The sequence below is a fragment of the Rhizobium sp. 25PS6 genome (assembly GCF_032464655.1).
In the GTDB taxonomy this organism is placed as follows: Bacteria; Pseudomonadota; Alphaproteobacteria; order Rhizobiales; family Rhizobiaceae; genus Rhizobium; species Rhizobium laguerreae.
On the sequence record NZ_JAWDIV010000002.1, the window covers coordinates 162,983 to 177,808 of the forward strand.

The window sequence follows — 14,826 nt, forward strand, 5'->3', positions numbered from 1 at the left end:
ATCTATATAGGTCACATCTGAGGCATAAGGTACGGGAGCGGCGCGATGCTGGACATGCTGGTTGTGGGCGGGGGTTATGTCGGCCTTTCCGCCGCTGTCGCGGTCAAGCAGGCAGCGCCGCATCTGAATGTCGCCGTCGTCGAGGCGGCCCCCGAACATGTCTGGAAAAACGATACGCGCGCTTCCGCCATCATCGCCGCGGCAGCGAAGATGCTCGAAGTCTTCGGCATCTGGAAGGAGATTGAGCCGGAGGCCCAGCCGATCACCAAGATGATCGTCACCGACTCCAAGACCTCCGATCCGGTGCGTCCGGTGTTTCTGACCTTCGACGGCGAAGTGGCCGACGGCCGGCCGTTCGCCCACATGATCCCGAATGTCGCGATGGTCGCCGCCCTGCGCGGCGCCTGCGAACGGCTCGGCATCGACATTCGCCACGGGCTTGGCGCGACGGAGCTGAAGACCCACGACACCCATGCCACCGTCACGCTCTCGGACGGCAGCGCGCTGGAAACCCGGCTGCTGGTTGCCTGCGACGGCGTGCGCTCGACGTTGCGCGATCTCGCCGGCATCAGGACCGTCACCTGGGACTACGGCCAGTCCGGCATCGTTGCGACGGTCGAGCATGAGCGGCCGCATGACGGCTGTGCCGAGGAACATTTTCTGCCGGCCGGCCCCTTCGCCATCCTGCCGCTTAAGAACAACCGCTCCTCGCTCGTCTGGACGGAGCGCACGCCGGATGCCAACCGGCTGGTCGCCGCCGACGACCTGATCTTCGAGGAAGAACTCGAGCGCCGCTTCGGCCACAAGCTTGGGAGCCTGAAAGTGATCGGCGACAAGCGTGCCTTCCCGCTCGGCCTGACGCTCGCTCGCGCCTTCGTCGCGCCGCGTTTCGCGCTGGCCGGCGACGCCGCCCACGGCATCCACCCGATTTCGGGTCAGGGGCTCAATCTCGGCTTCAAGGATGTGGCGGCACTTGCCGAAACCATCGTGGAGGCCGACCGCCTCGGCCTGGATGTCGGCTCGATCAACATTCTCGAGCGCTACCAGACCTGGCGGCGCTTCGACACTTTCCGCATGGGGGTGACGACCGACGTGCTGAACCGGCTCTTCTCCAACGACGCGACGCCGATCCGCATCGCCCGCGACGTCGGCCTCGGCATCGTCGACCGGCTGCCGCGTCTCAAATCCTTCTTCATCGGCCAGGCGGCCGGAACGACGGCAAAGGACAATCCGCGGCTGCTAGCGGGAGAGACGATTTAACCTTTTACGCCATTCCCGGCAAAAGCGCTTCGCACTAATCGTCGAGGCGGCGGGCTTCGGACACCAGCATGATCGGAATGCCGTCGCGGATCGGATAGGCAAGCCGCGCCTTTTCCGAGACGAGCTCATTGTGCTCGCGATCATAGGAAAGCCGGCCCTTGGAGAGCGGGCAGACCAGGAGATCGAGCAGCTTGGGATCGACGCGGCTGAGTTTTTCATCCATGGCTGAAGTCTACTGCAGAACCGTGTCGGAGTCACCGAAGACGCGCGCCAGCACGATTTCGGTAATGGCGATCAGCGTCTCGGCCCGCGTTTTCAGGTCGGGCGCTTCCAGCAGCGCCTGTTTTTCCGCCGGCCCGAAGGGCGACATCATCGCCAGCGAATTGACGAGCGTCAGATTGCTCGCCCGCTCGACGCTCTCCCAGTCCGCCTCCAGCTTGTTGGCATCGAGATAGGCCTTGAAGGCGGTCAGAAGCGCTGCGCGGTCGACGGCCTCCTCCTCGTTCTCGGCCGAGAGGTCGGCGATAAAAGGGGCGATACGGAAGGTGCGGAAGGGATCGCTGGTCGCTTTCTCCTCCAGTAGCCGGAAGCGGCAGACGCCGGTCAGCGATACGATATAGCGCCCGTCGCCGGTCTCGGCGAAGGAGGTGATGCGGCCGAGGCAACCGACAGCAGCAAGGTTGGGCTCGCCGCCCTTGTCCTCATGTTCGCCGAGCGCCGGCTGCACCATGCCGATCAGCCGGTTTCCGGTCAGCGCGGCATCCAGCATCGCCAGATAGCGCGGCTCGAAAATGTTGAGGGGAAGCTGCCCGGCCGGCAGGAGGAGGGCGCCGGTCAGGGGGAAGACAGCAATCACATCAGGCAGATCGCCCGGCTTCAGGTATCTGGCATTCCCGACTTGCATGAAACCGTCCCGCATTCTTGTAACGGGCATGCCCGTCTTGACGAGAATGTGGTGCCCTCGTCCGAAAACGCAAGGGCAGATGCTCGAAACTTGCAGCGCCGCGCGTCTTTTTAGACGCGCGGCGCTGTAACACTTTGAATCGCTGCATAATTTAATCGCTAAATCGATTCCGATTTAACGAATTATGCAGTGGCGAAAAGATCACGCACGGATTCAATGCGATAGACCGTCCGTGACGTGTCCTGTCGGACGCGCGCCCTACGAGAACAGCATCGCCGAAAGCTTGCGGCGCGCTGCGACCGTCGCCGGATCCTTGAAGCCCCAGACCTCGAAGAACTGCAGCAGCTGGCGGCGGGCGCCGTCATCGTCGAAGGCACGGTCCTTGCGCATGACCAGCAGCAGATGGTCGGCCGCCTCGTCGCGCCGGCCTTCGACATTGCGGATCTTCGCAAGCTTGATCCGCGCCTCGTGGTCATCGGGATTGGCGGCCAGTTCACGCTCGAGCGCAACGGGGTCGCCGAGCTTGCGGGCTTCCTCGATCTGCTCGAGCTTCATCAGCACGGCCTGGATGCCGGCATCTTTTGCCAGCTCTTCCGGCAATTCTGTCAGTACTTCGCGCGCCCGCTGATGCTGGTTGGCGGCGATCATGCATTCGGCCATGCCGGCAAGCGCCTTGGCATTCTCGGGATCGGCCTGCATCACGGCGCCATAGAGCTGAGCGGCCTCGTTGATATTGCCGGCGGCAAGCAGTTCCGCCGCTTCCGCAAGCACCGCTTCGATTTCGGCCGCCTCATCGGCGCCGGCCGGACCGGCGATCCGGTCGATGAACTGCTGGATCTGGCTTTCCGGCACCGCGCCCATGAAACCGTCGGCAGGACGGCCGTTGACGAAGGCGATGACGGCGGGGATCGACTGGATGCCGAGCTGACCGGCGATCGACGGATGGTCGTCGATGTTCATCTTGACCAGCCGGACACGGCCCTTGGCTTCGTTGACCACCTTTTCCAATACCGGCGTCAGCTGCTTGCACGGACCGCACCAGGGCGCCCAGAAATCGACCAGCACCGGCTGGCTACGCGATGCCTCGATGACATCCTTGGAAAAATTCGCGGTCGTCGTCTCCGTGATGTAGCTGCCGGCCGCAGCCGCGGGTTCCGGCGTAGCACCGAAGCTTGTCGTCGCAGTCATCTGATTTCCGAAGGAACCGTTATAGGGGTTGTCGCTGCCGCTCATAGGTATCTCCCGCCGCGCCGATCCTGCCGGCGTCTTTGCTAAAGCATCTCGCGCAAAACTGTGGTGCGGTTTTGCGATAAAGACATGCACAAAACCAAAGACTAAAGCGCGGCAAGCGAATCTAAAAGATCGCGACGCGCTTTAGCGCTAAAATCGTATGTCAGGACGTCACTTTCAAGACAAGCGGCTTATGTCCCGTCGCTTCCATGAAACGGATGAGATCGCTGCCCGCAATCGATGTCGTCGCATCGTTGGATAGCGGATGGCAGTTGACGATCTCGTGCGCCATCAGCTCGGCATCGAGCACGAAGGTGACATTCTCGGCAGTATCGTTGATCGCGCCGAAGGCGGTCACCGAACCCGGAGCGACGCCGAGATACTCCATCAGCTTCTCCGGTCTGCCGAAGGAGACCCGGCCGGAGCCGCCGATGGCATTATGCACCTGCTTGAGGTCGACGGCAGCATTTTCCTCCACGGTCAGCAGAAAATACCTGTCCTTCTTGTCTTTGACGAACAGGTTCTTGGTGTGGCCGCCGGGAATTTCATCGCGCAGGGCGACCGATTCCGCCACGGTGAAGACCGGCGCATGGTCGACCGTCTTATGGGCGATGCCGAGCCCATCGAGAAAGGCAAACAATTCTTCTCTTGTCTTCGGGGCATTTTCGGACATCGGGCAATCCATTGGGCAGGAAGGGAAAAAAGCGAGGCGTCCTGATTAAGTCGGTCCACATCGTTTGGCAATCTTTGTGACCGACGCTTTGCCCCGCATTTGCGGCCTTTCCGCCGGGCGTCTGCGAGCATCAGAATTTTTCTTCGCCTCTCCGTCATTTCCCTGTTGCATTTGAAAACCCGTTAGGCCATATAGCGCCGGTCGCCGCGAGGCGGCGCCCACGGTCCAACAACTACCCCGGACCGATGCGGATTGAGCGGGTGTAGCTCAGGGGTAGAGCACAACCTTGCCAAGGTTGGGGTCGAGGGTTCGAATCCCTTCGCCCGCTCCAGTTTTCCTAAGCTTTTCAGAGACTTGTTCGAATCACCAGGCGAAAGCCTGGCTATTTCCGTTTGTTGGGGCAGCACCGGGGCAGCACGACAGCGCGCCCGTCGCTATCAGTTTCAGCTTTCTGAGTGTGGTCATTGCCGGCTGTCAGACGGCAGAAAACCGCCAGGTGGCCATTGATGAGGGCCTGAATGCGAGGCTCGGCACTACAACGGAGTCTCAATGGCTGAATTCCAGTCGCGCACCGGCATGTTTGCGATGTTGATGGGGAAGCTTGATTTAGCTATGCACCGACTCGTGCTATCCACCAGAAATCGATGGTAAGGCGGGCCGGCATTGTCGTGTCTACTGAAGAGCAAGTTCAGCTGTGGTTCGGGTTCTTCGTGTTCGGTGCCTTTTGCGCCCACAGCTGGTATTGGTATATCCGGTCATTCATTTTCTATTATAAAAACGGCTTCGATTTTAGCGAAGATTTCGGTCCCAAAATGTCCGAATTCGACGACGATGATCGCTTTACGGCGAAGCCGAAAGAGAAGTTCCTGATCATTTGGCCTCTTTTCGTGTTCATGACCTCCTTGTTTTCACTCCTCCTCTTTTTGACGCTAATGGGAGTTCTCAAACCTTGCATCGGTTGCGGACGGTAGAAGTTCGCGGGTTATTCCAACTCATACACCACCGCGTTATCCTGCTCATCGCGCAACCCCTTATAGGAGCCATGCCGCAGCTTCCCATCAGAGAGGATCAAGGCCGGGGGGGGCCGAGGATAAGCACCTATGAGCATTGAAGGCCATTCGAGCGCGCCAGGCGCTAACGTGATCGTTGAGCACTATTGCGAGCATCAGGATGCAAGGAATGGGAAGGATGGGGCCACAGCCCATCCCCGGCCGTGCCAACGCGCTGGTGGTGCTTCGAGCATTTCCCGCATAAGTCATATGAGCAGGAACAGGCGCTCAGAAAAAAGCGCGACGCGGCCGAGCGAGATGTACGATAAAGTCTGTCGTTTCCTGTGTGAGCGATGATGTCGGCTCTGCCACAGTATCTCTCCTTCAGTGGAATTAACCGTTGTTAACTGCATAGATTAAAAGCGTCGTCCATGCCGAACCGAGCATAAATATTGCTGCCCAGATCCACATAAGTTGCTTTACTACGTCATGCTTTCCTCTCAAGACATGCAAGAATATCGCCAAGATCAACATCAGATAGATATGCGGAGACAGAAACATCATAAAAGCAAGTGGACCTCTAAATTGAAGCACATCAGAAAAATCCCTATATATACTTTCGCTATATTCCGCCCACCTGATGAAAAAATAGCAAAATAGAAACAGTATGATGGATAATATTATTATTGCTTTTCTGACCACATGAATTTTATTCACAAATATATCTCACAAATTCGCTATTTTATGTTGATATATTAAGTCATTTACCGAAGCAAAAATATCTTCGGAGCACCGATAAGAAGAAAGATACGCACCAAGGGCGCAATTGGTGACCAGCACCTCGCGATCATGGAAGGGATAGTCGATCTCAGGCAGACCCTTGTAGAAGCGGTTTGAGGGCCGATAGATATCTGCCGGATGCCGCATGTTCAGCGCCTCGTGCGGGCGTTCTTCGTTGAATTCGCTGATGAAGTCATCGAAGCGTGTCTGCTGTTGAAGGGTCGTTTGCCGGGCCGACGGGTGGCCTTCTTCTTCAACGTCAGATGCATGCGCTCGTGGCGGCCGTTCTGCTGCGGATGGCTTGATGCGTTCGATACCTGCCGAGCCTCAGCCATCAGACCGACAGCTTCGACAGGTTGTAGAGCCCGTTGGGGCTGGCAAAGGGCAGGCCTTTTAAGCCAGGGTCATGCCGCCATCGACATGAAGCTCGATCCCGTTGACAAAGCTTCCTGCATCGGAGGCGAGGAAGAGTGCGGCGCGCGCCAACTCTTCCGGTCGGCCGAGACGGCCGGCGGGGATCAGGGAAGCCATGTAATCTTCGAAGGCCGGCCGCTCGGCCTCCGATACGCCCAGCTTGGCGAGGATTTCCGTCTCGACCGGTCCCGGGCTCAGGATGTTGACGCGGATCCGCCGCGACTTAAATTCGATCGCCCAGTTTTTCGCAAAGGCGGCGGTTGCTGCCTTTGAACCGGCATAGACGGTATGGTCCGCAAGGACCTTCGTGGCCGCGAGCGAGCTCGTAACGATGATGTTTCCGCCGTCGCGGATCAGAGGGGCGATCGTCTGCACGCCGAAGAACACGCCGCGCGTATTGATTGCGAAATGCCGGTCATAGTCTGCCGGAGTCACCTCGGCGGAGGTGGTGAGATTGATGATCCCAGCATTGGCCATGTAGATGTCGAGCCCGCCGAAGCGGCTCTTCACGGTGTCCGCCAGCCTGCGATGATCTTCCAGGTCGGCGGCATCACCCACGAAGCCGATGGCCGACGGACCGATTTCTTGCACGGCGCGGTCGACAGCATCCTGCCGGCGCCCGGAAATGATGACCTGCGCTCCTTCTTCCGCGAACAGCCGAGCGGTCGCCTTGCCGATGCCGCTATTGCCGCCGGTGATGACGGCGACCTTGTCTTTGAGGTGTTGCATTGTTTATCTCCTTTCAACGAGAAATTAGATAAACGCTGCCACCCTTCGTCATTAGATCATGGGCGGGCACATGATCTGTGCCGCGGAGGTGCAAATGCCGAATCTGCTCAACGAGATGCCCGGATTGATGGCTTTTGTGCGGACGGTAGAGGCCGGCTCGTTCAGCGCCGCGGCCCGCGATCTGGCGACGACACCTTCAGCGGTGTCGAAGAGCGTGGCGCGGCTGGAAAAGAAGATTGGCGCCCGGCTGTTCCTGCGCTCCACGCGCGCCCTGACGCTTACCCAGGACGGGCAACTTTTCTTCGACCGCGTTGCGCCACTGTTGCGGGACCTGGATGCAAGTGAAGAGGCGATCAGGTCCGACGTTGCGCCCTCGGGTCGCTTGCGCATCAGCATGCCTAGCGAAATGGCGCCTCTACTGCTACCGCGCCTCTTCGGAAGCTTTGCAGCCGACTATCCGAACCTGCATCTCGAAGTCGGACTTACGGATCGGTTCGTCGATCTGATCAGGGAGGACTACGACGTTGCGCTGCGCGTTGGAAATCCCGCGCCGAGGGACCTCATGGTTCGTCACCTGGCCGACCTGCCGATGACGATTGTCGGGTCTCCGACCTTTCTGAAGACCTGGGGCAATCCTGCAACTGCCGAAGCGCTGGCGGCTCTGCCCTTTGCCCGCTATGCGCTAGGTGGCGTCACGCAGCCTCTGCGCCTGCCGGACGGGACGAGCTTCATTCCCTTCGGGCGCGTCGATTGCGACTCAGCGGCCGCACTCATTCAGGCTGCGCTGAGTGGGCTGGGAGCGGCCTATCTTCTGCGATGTCTGGTCGCGAAAGACCTGGCAGGCGGCACGCTTGTTACACTCGCGGCGGGGTTTGCGTTCCCGAGCGCTCCCTTTAATGCACTGCACGCCTTTGGCCGCACCGTGCCGTTGCGCGTAAAACTGGTCTGCGATTTCATCGCCCGCGAGGCAAAAACCCTCGAAGCCATCTGAGCACTTGATGTTGGGGTTGGTCAAAATCCAGGTCCGCCGGTCTCGCGCATCGTCGGGGGTAAGGTCTCCCATGCCCCGATCAGCTCACCGACGGAGCGGACCTCCATCTTGCGCATGACATTGGCACGGCGCAGCGCGTCACCACCTCGCGTAGGATCTCGGGCTCGCGATGCGTCAGCGTCCCTAAACGTTCAAGATTGCGCTTGACGATGACCGCCTCCGTGCGCCGGGGCCATCCAAAGCGATACCGGCTATCACCGCATCGAGCAGCGCCTGGTCTGACACCGGCTTGGTGAGGAGATCCACAGCGCCGCCTTCATCGTTTTGGCAGCGTTCCGCCACTTGGGAAAAGGCGGCGAGCTTCAATCAACGGCCGGCGAACCTGTCGAGCGCTTGGCTGACTTCATCGGTCAGCCAGGCCCCCACCATAATCTATATAGCACTTCGGAACCCCGAAATTGGTTGGGGTGTAGAAATCATTGGATGTTTCCCCACGGCGACACCGCCCAAAACGCGACGAATTTCGGAATCCCGAAGCGGGGGAATTTCGGGATCCCGAAGTGGGATTTTTTCTTTATGGCGATGCTGACGCGTAAATCGGCAGCAATCGGCGCGGCATCCGACGGAAGAAACCGAGTCGGTCGGAGGCTCAGCGATTACAGCGCCTTCCACCTCGACGCCGGTTTAGAAGATCAAGATTGTAATTTATTTTGGTTGATTGGTTCGTTTGTGAACCTATTGTCGAGGCAAAAGGACGCGTCTTCGGATCCCGAATGTTCAGTTTATCGCAGCACAAACTCCGTCGACCGACACAGATCCGCACCCGGCGCGTCGATACCGGCGCTGCAGCCGGGTTGCCAGCATCGCCCATGACTTCCTGATTGCTCCCAACACCAACTGAGGTTTCCCATGCGCATCGCCGTCGGTGGCATTCATACCGAGTGCAGCACATACAATCCCGTCCTGAACGAGGAGAAGGATTTTCGAGTCTTGCGCGGCGAGGCGCTGCTGGCCGCGCCCTATTTCGCCTTCCTCAGGGATTACGATGCCGAGTTCCTGCCGACGATCCATGCCCGGGCCATTGCCGGCGGCCCGGTTTCGCGCGCCACCTACGAAGCCTTCAAGGGCGAATTCCTCGAGCGGCTGAAGCCGATGCTGCCGCTCGACGGTCTCTATCTCGCCATGCACGGCGCCATGTATGTCAAGGGCATGGAGGATGCAGAAGGGGACTGGATCAGTTCGGCCCGTGCGCTCGTCGGCAAGGATTGCAAGGTCTCGGCGAGCTACGACCTGCACGGCAACGTCACGCAGCGCATCATCGATGCGCTCGACATCTATTCCACCTATCGCACTGCGCCGCATATCGATGTCGAGGAGACGATGCGCCGCTCCGTCTCCATGCTGGTAAAGAGTCTGAAAACCGGCGAGAGGCCGACCCTTCTCTGGGCGCCGATCCCCGTCGTGCTGCCCGGCGAGCGCACCAGCACCGTCGATGAGCCGGCTAAGAGCCTCTATGACCTGCTGCCCGGGATCGATGCGCTTGATGGCGTTTGGGATGCATCGCTGATGGTCGGCTATGTCTGGGCCGACGAACCGCGCGCCACCGCCGCCGCCATCATGACCGGCACCGACCGCGCCGTGCTGGAGCGCGAGGCCAAACGTCTCGCGAGGGCTTATTGGGATGCGCGCGAAGACTTTGTTTTCGGCTGCGAGACCGGCTCGCTCGAGGAATGCGTCGAAAGGGCAATCGCAAGCCCGACCGCCCCTGTTGTGCTTGCCGAATCCGGCGACAATCCGACCGGTGGCGGTGTCGGGGACCGGGCCGATGTGCTGGCCGAACTGATCGCCAGGGCGGCCACCGGCGTCGTCTTTGCCGGCATCGCCGACAAGGCGGCGACCGAGGCCTGTTACGCCGCAGGCATCGGCGCCGAGTTGGAGATCAGCGTCGGCGCCTCGCTCGATACCAAAGGCAGCAAACCGGTTGTCGCCCGTTTCACGGTCAAGTTCCTGCATGAAACTTCTGATCCGACCGACCGCCAGGCGGTCATATCGACCGGCGGCATCGATCTGGTGCTTTCCGCCAAGCGCCGGCCTTATCACAATATCGCCGATTTCACCCGGCTCGGCCTCGACCCGCACCGGGCGAAGATCATCGTCGTCAAATCGGGCTATCTCTCGCCGGAACTGGCGCCGATTGCCAATCCGAACTTGATGGCGCTATCAACAGGTGTCGTCGACCAGTTCGTCGAGCGCCTGCCGCGGCTGCGCAAGCAGCGTCCGACCTATCCTTTCGACAAGGATTTCGCCTTCGAGCCGCAGGTCTTTCTCTCCGCGCGCTCGACGCCGGCCTGAGCTTCACCTGAACCAATTGCGTTTTTCTGGATGATAGTGTCGATCGCGGCGCCGCCCTGGCAGCCTTCGACTGTTTTCCCGTATCGCCGCAGCAACGGGAATTGAGCAAAAAGCGGGCAGATTTAAGTTTGCACAAAAAAGCGCTTGACGGTCGTCGCGTTTTGGTTTGCACTGAACCAATAGAAAATTGGTACGGACCATTTAAGCCAATGCCGATGGATGAGACGCGGGGCAATTCGAACTATGCGCTGGAGAGGCTGAGGGCTCTCCTGCGGTCCGACAGTCTCGACGCCGACGGCAAGCTGCCGACCGAACGCACCCTTTCGGAAATGCTTGGCGTCGGCCGCCGTGCCGTGCGTCGCGCCCTCGAAGTGCTGGAGGCCGAGGGTCGCATCTGGCGCCGCCAAGGCTCCGGCACCTATGCCGGCCCGCGCCCCGACGGCTGGAGCGATCATGTCGGCTCGATCGTTGCCGGCACCGATCTCATGGAAGTCATGGAAGTGCGCCTGCGCATCGAGCCGCAGCTCGCCCAGCTTGCCGCCATGCGCGCCAAGGCCGCCGATATCGAGCGCATGTACGAACTGGTGAAGAAGATCTACGAAAGCACCGATGCCGACGGGCGCGAACTCTGGGACGGGGCGCTGCACCGCCAGATTGCCCAATGCGCCGGCAACGGTTTCTTCCTCACCATCTTCGACGTCATCAACCGGGTGCGCCAGGACGAGGCCTGGCAGACGATCCGCGAGCGCGCCCGCAGTGCCAGCCGGACGCGGCCCGTCACCTTTAACCAGCACACGGTAATCGTCGATGCGATCGCCGCCCGCGATCCGGCCAGGGCGGGCGAAGCGATGCGCCAGCATTTGCTGACGCTGCAGGAAAGCCTCGTCCGCATCACCTCGCTCGACCACAGCGAAATGGAGGTCGACAAGACCCTCGCCTGAGCCGGGAAGTGAACCGGGAGAAAAAATAAGGGCGGGCCATAACCGCCGGAATGGAAGCAAAAACCAAACAAAAATAGACAGAGGAGAATGGAATGAAGATCGCCAAATTGCTGACCACCGCCGTTGCCGGCGCACTGTTTGCCCTTCCTGCCTTCGCCGTCGATCTGAAGATCGGCCTGCAGGACGATGCCGACGTGCTCGATCCCGCGCAGTCGCGCACCTTCGTCGGCCGCATCGTCTATACCGCGATGTGCGACAAGCTGGTCGACGTCTCACCGGATCTGAAGATCGTGCCGCAGCTTGCCACCGAATGGAGCTGGTCGGCCGATGGCAAAGAGCTCACCATGAAGCTTCGCCAAGGCGTCAAGTTCCATGACGAGACCCCCTTCAACGCCGAAGCCGTCGTCGCCACCATCGAGCGCAACATCACCCTGCCGGAATCACGTCGCAAGAGCGAGCTGACCTCGGTCGCAAAGGTCGAGGCGGCAAGCGAATACGAGGTCAAGTTCACCCTCAAGGCGCCTGATGTCACCCTTCTTGCCCAGCTTTCCGACCGCGCCGGCATGATCGTCTCGCCGAAGGCCGCCAAGGAACTCGGCGCCAAGTTCGGCGATCACCCGGTCTGCGCCGGTCCGTTCAAGTTTGTCGAGCGCGTCCAGCAAGACCGCATCGTGCTCGAAAAGTTCCAGGACTACTGGAACAGGGACAAGATCTTCATCGACAAGCTCACCTATCTGCCAATCCCGGATACGACGGTGCGCCTCGCCAATCTGCGGTCCGGCGATCTCGACATGATCGAGCGCCTGGCCGCGACCGACGCGGAAGCCGTGAAGTCCGATTCGAGCCTCGTCTATGCCGATGCCGTCGGCACCGGCTACATGGCGCTCTACACCAATATCGGCAATGGTGCGCGGGCCGACAATCCTTTCGGCAAGGACAAGCGCCTGCGCCAGGCCTTCTCGCTGGCGATCGACCGCGATGCCGTCAACCAGATCGTCTATGAGGGCACGGCCGTTTCCGGCAACCAGCCCTTCCCGCCAAGCAGTCCGTGGTTCGACAAGGATATTCCCGTCCCCGCCCGCGATCTCGACAAGGCCAAGGCGCTGATCAAGGAAGCTGGCTTCGACCGCGTGCCGATCGAACTGCAGATCCCGAACAATCCTGTTGCCATGCAGATGATGCAGATCATCCAGTCGATGGTCGGCGAAGCCGGTTTCGACGTCAGCCTGAAATCGACGGAATTCGCCACGCTGCTGAGCGAGCAGACGGCCGGCAACTATCAGCTCAGCCGTTCCGACTGGTCCGGCCGCGTCGATCCCGATGGCAACATCCATCAGTTCATCACCTGCAAGGGCGGCATCAACGACACGAAATACTGCAACGCCGAGGTGGACAAGCTGCTGAACGAAGCCCGTGCATCGACCGACGAGGCCGTGCGCAAGCAGAAGTATGATGCCGCCGCCGTCATCCTGAACGGCGATCTGCCGATCATCTATCTCGGCCATCAGTCCTGGATCTGGGCGCTGCACAAGAACATCACCGGCTTCGTTCCGTCGCCGGATGGCATGATCCGCCTCGTCGGCGTCAAGAAAGCCGGCTGATCCCTAGAGCATGATGCCGAGAAGTGCGAGCGGTTTTCGGACGACATCATGCTCTACTTTTTGATCCAGCAAATCATGCGGCGGAAACCCTCCGCCGCATGACCCCAGTAGTGTCAGGATCGCCCATGTACACCTACATCGCCAAACGGCTCTTGGTCGCCATACCGACGCTTTTGATCATCTCGGTCTTCGTCTTCTCGCTGCAGAAGCTGCTGCCCGGCGACCCGATCCTTGCCATGGCCGGCGAGGAACGCGACCCGCAGGTTCTCGAATTCCTGCGCGAGAAATATCGGCTGAACGATCCCGTGCCCTATCAATATGTCCGCTGGCTGGGTGCGGCACTGCAGGGCGACCTCGGCATCTCGCTACGCACCAACCAGCCGGTTCTGCAGCTCATCGGCGAAAAGCTGCCGGTCACCATCCAGCTTGCCATCATGTCGATGGTCTTCGCCTTTGTAATCGGCGTGCCGATGGGCATCCTGGCGGCCGTCAAGAAGAACACGATGATCGACTATCTCGCCAACATCATCGCGCTGACCGGTCTGTCGATCCCGAATTTCTGGCTCGGCATCATGCTGATCCTGCTGGTTTCGGTCAATCTCGGCTGGTTGCCGGCATCAGGCTACGAACCCTTCTTCAGCAATCCGCTGCGTTCGCTGGAAACCATGCTGATGCCATCCTTCGTGCTCGGCAATGCGCTGGCGGCGACGCTGATGCGGCATACCCGTTCGGCAATGCTCAGCGTGCTGAGCGCCGATTACATCCGCACCGCGCGCGCCAAGGGACTGCCGGAAAGCACTGTCGTGCTCGAACACAGCTTCCGCAACGCGATGCTACCGATCGTGACGTTGACCGCGCTGCTCTTCGGCGAACTGCTTGCCGGCGCCGTGCTGACCGAGCAGATCTTCACCATTCCGGGTTTCGGAAAGCTCATCGTCGACGCCGTCTTCAACCGTGACTACGCCGTCGTCCAGGGTGTGGTGATCTGCACGGCGATCGGCTTCATCCTGATGAACCTCTTGGCCGACATTCTCTATGTCCTGCTCAATCCACGCATGAGGGCCGCCCTATGACCGCGATCGGTGAGATCGGCATTCCCTCCGCGATCGACCGCACGCCGAGCCGTGCCTGGCGCAAGCTGAAGGCCAACAAGGGCGCCCTCGTCGGCCTTGCGATCATCGCCTTCTTCGCCATCCTCGCCATGGCCGCCCCCCTTCTTCCGATTCCCGATCCGAACGCCACAAGCTGGTCGGCGATCCGCAAGGCGCCCTCCGCTGCCCATTGGCTCGGCACCGACGACATCGGCCGCGACATTCTTTCCCGGATGATCTGGGGTGCGCAGGCGTCGCTGATGGCCGGCGTCTTCTCGGTCGCCATTGCCGTTGTCATCGGCGTGCCCTTCGGCCTCGTCTCCGGTTATTTCGGCGGCTGGATCGACATGGTGATCTCCCGCATCACCGAAGCCTTTCTGGCCATGCCTTTCCTCATCACCGCCATCGCGCTTGCAGCCTTTCTCGGCCCGAGCCTGACCAATGCGATGATCGCGATCGGCCTTTCAGCCATGCCCGTCTTCGTGCGGCTGACGCGCGGCCAGGTGCTCTCGGTCAAGACCGAGGAATATGTCGAGGGCGCCCGCTCGATCGGCCTCCGGTCCTCGAGCATCATCACCCGCTACATCCTGCCGAATGTTTTTGCCCCGATCCTCGTCCAGGCGACGCTGACCGTCGCAACGGCGATCATCGCCGAAGCGAGCCTCTCCTTCCTCGGCCTCGGACAGCAACCGCCGGCGCCGAGCTGGGGCTCGATGCTGAACGTCGCCAAGAATTTCCTCTCCCAGGCGCCATGGATGGCGATGTGGCCGGGTGCCGCGATCTTCCTCGTCGTCATCGGTTTCAATCTCTTAGGCGACGGCCTGCGCGATGCGCTCGATCCGCGCGAAGCATGATTTCTAGAAAGGACATT

At 60.4% G+C, this 14,826-nt stretch carries 12 protein-coding genes, 1 tRNA gene and 3 pseudogenes; 9 read left to right on the plus strand and 7 right to left on the minus strand.

Annotated elements, in window-relative coordinates; translation table 11 throughout:
* Nucleotides 1-45: 45 nt before the first annotated feature.
* Entirely contained in the window at nucleotides 46-1,260 is a 1,215-nt protein-coding gene (locus RWK44_RS03455) for a ubiquinone biosynthesis hydroxylase (protein ID WP_168283315.1), read from the plus strand.
* A gap of 34 nt (nucleotides 1,261-1,294) precedes the next feature.
* Here the strand turns inward: RWK44_RS03455 and RWK44_RS03460 are convergent, their stop codons facing one another.
* The 4 genes from RWK44_RS03460 to RWK44_RS03475 form a co-directional block, all read right to left on the minus strand.
* Nucleotides 1,295-1,483 (minus strand): Trm112 family protein, encoded by a 189-nt coding sequence (locus RWK44_RS03460; RefSeq protein ID WP_017962471.1) that lies wholly within the window; start codon nucleotides 1,481-1,483, stop codon nucleotides 1,295-1,297.
* Nucleotides 1,484-1,492: 9 nt separating this feature from the next.
* Nucleotides 1,493-2,179: an LON peptidase substrate-binding domain-containing protein gene (locus tag RWK44_RS03465; protein WP_020052065.1), complete on the minus strand. Its 687-nt coding sequence runs from the start codon at nucleotides 2,177-2,179 to the stop codon at nucleotides 1,493-1,495.
* A gap of 243 nt (nucleotides 2,180-2,422) precedes the next feature.
* Entirely contained in the window at nucleotides 2,423-3,397 is a 975-nt protein-coding gene (trxA, locus tag RWK44_RS03470) for a thioredoxin (protein ID WP_077977900.1), read from the minus strand.
* 160 nt (nucleotides 3,398-3,557) lie between these two features.
* Nucleotides 3,558-4,067 (minus strand): prolyl-tRNA synthetase associated domain-containing protein, encoded by a 510-nt coding sequence (locus RWK44_RS03475; protein ID WP_032999270.1) that lies wholly within the window; start codon nucleotides 4,065-4,067, stop codon nucleotides 3,558-3,560.
* Nucleotides 4,068-4,323: 256 nt separating this feature from the next.
* On the opposite strand from RWK44_RS03475, the gene RWK44_RS03480 reads away from it, so the two are divergent.
* Nucleotides 4,324-4,398: transfer RNA gene (locus RWK44_RS03480), tRNA-Gly, on the plus strand.
* Nucleotides 4,399-5,167: 769 nt separating this feature from the next.
* A pseudogene (locus RWK44_RS03490) lies at nucleotides 5,168-5,385 on the plus strand (hypothetical protein).
* A gap of 397 nt (nucleotides 5,386-5,782) precedes the next feature.
* On the opposite strand, the pseudogene RWK44_RS35025 reads toward RWK44_RS03490, so the two are convergent.
* A pseudogene (locus tag RWK44_RS35025) lies at nucleotides 5,783-6,227 on the minus strand (integrase core domain-containing protein); the annotation flags it as partial.
* 2 nt (nucleotides 6,228-6,229) lie between these two features.
* Complete coding sequence (locus tag RWK44_RS03495; protein WP_131663155.1) at nucleotides 6,230-6,979, minus strand: SDR family NAD(P)-dependent oxidoreductase; 750 nt, start codon at nucleotides 6,977-6,979, stop codon at nucleotides 6,230-6,232.
* Nucleotides 6,980-7,037: 58 nt separating this feature from the next.
* Between RWK44_RS03495 and RWK44_RS03500 the strand changes: the two genes are divergently transcribed.
* A complete protein-coding gene (locus RWK44_RS03500; protein WP_165504402.1) occupies nucleotides 7,038-7,970 on the plus strand; it encodes a LysR family transcriptional regulator in 933 nt (310 codons plus the stop codon).
* A 20-nt stretch (nucleotides 7,971-7,990) separates the two neighbouring features.
* On the opposite strand, the pseudogene RWK44_RS03505 reads toward RWK44_RS03500, so the two are convergent.
* Nucleotides 7,991-8,282 (minus strand): annotated as a pseudogene (locus RWK44_RS03505) (DNA-binding response regulator); the annotation flags it as partial.
* A 597-nt stretch (nucleotides 8,283-8,879) separates the two neighbouring features.
* On the opposite strand from RWK44_RS03505, the gene RWK44_RS03510 reads away from it, so the two are divergent.
* The 5 genes from RWK44_RS03510 (at nucleotide 8,880) to RWK44_RS03530 (ending at nucleotide 14,809) form a co-directional block, all read left to right on the plus strand.
* Complete coding sequence (locus tag RWK44_RS03510; protein WP_131663153.1) at nucleotides 8,880-10,322, plus strand: M81 family metallopeptidase; 1,443 nt, start codon at nucleotides 8,880-8,882, stop codon at nucleotides 10,320-10,322.
* 209 nt (nucleotides 10,323-10,531) lie between these two features.
* Complete coding sequence (locus RWK44_RS03515) at nucleotides 10,532-11,263, plus strand: FadR/GntR family transcriptional regulator (protein ID WP_131663152.1); 732 nt, start codon at nucleotides 10,532-10,534, stop codon at nucleotides 11,261-11,263.
* A 92-nt stretch (nucleotides 11,264-11,355) separates the two neighbouring features.
* On the plus strand, nucleotides 11,356-12,864 hold the full coding sequence (locus tag RWK44_RS03520; RefSeq protein ID WP_222009788.1) for an ABC transporter substrate-binding protein: 1,509 nt from the start codon (nucleotides 11,356-11,358) through the stop codon (nucleotides 12,862-12,864).
* Between the two features lie 125 nt (nucleotides 12,865-12,989).
* Nucleotides 12,990-13,937: an ABC transporter permease gene (locus RWK44_RS03525; protein WP_131663150.1), complete on the plus strand. Its 948-nt coding sequence runs from the start codon at nucleotides 12,990-12,992 to the stop codon at nucleotides 13,935-13,937.
* Entirely contained in the window at nucleotides 13,934-14,809 is an 876-nt protein-coding gene (locus RWK44_RS03530; RefSeq protein ID WP_131663149.1) for an ABC transporter permease, read from the plus strand. Before RWK44_RS03525 ends, RWK44_RS03530 begins: the two co-directional genes overlap by 4 nt.
* Nucleotides 14,810-14,826: the final 17 nt, after the last annotated feature.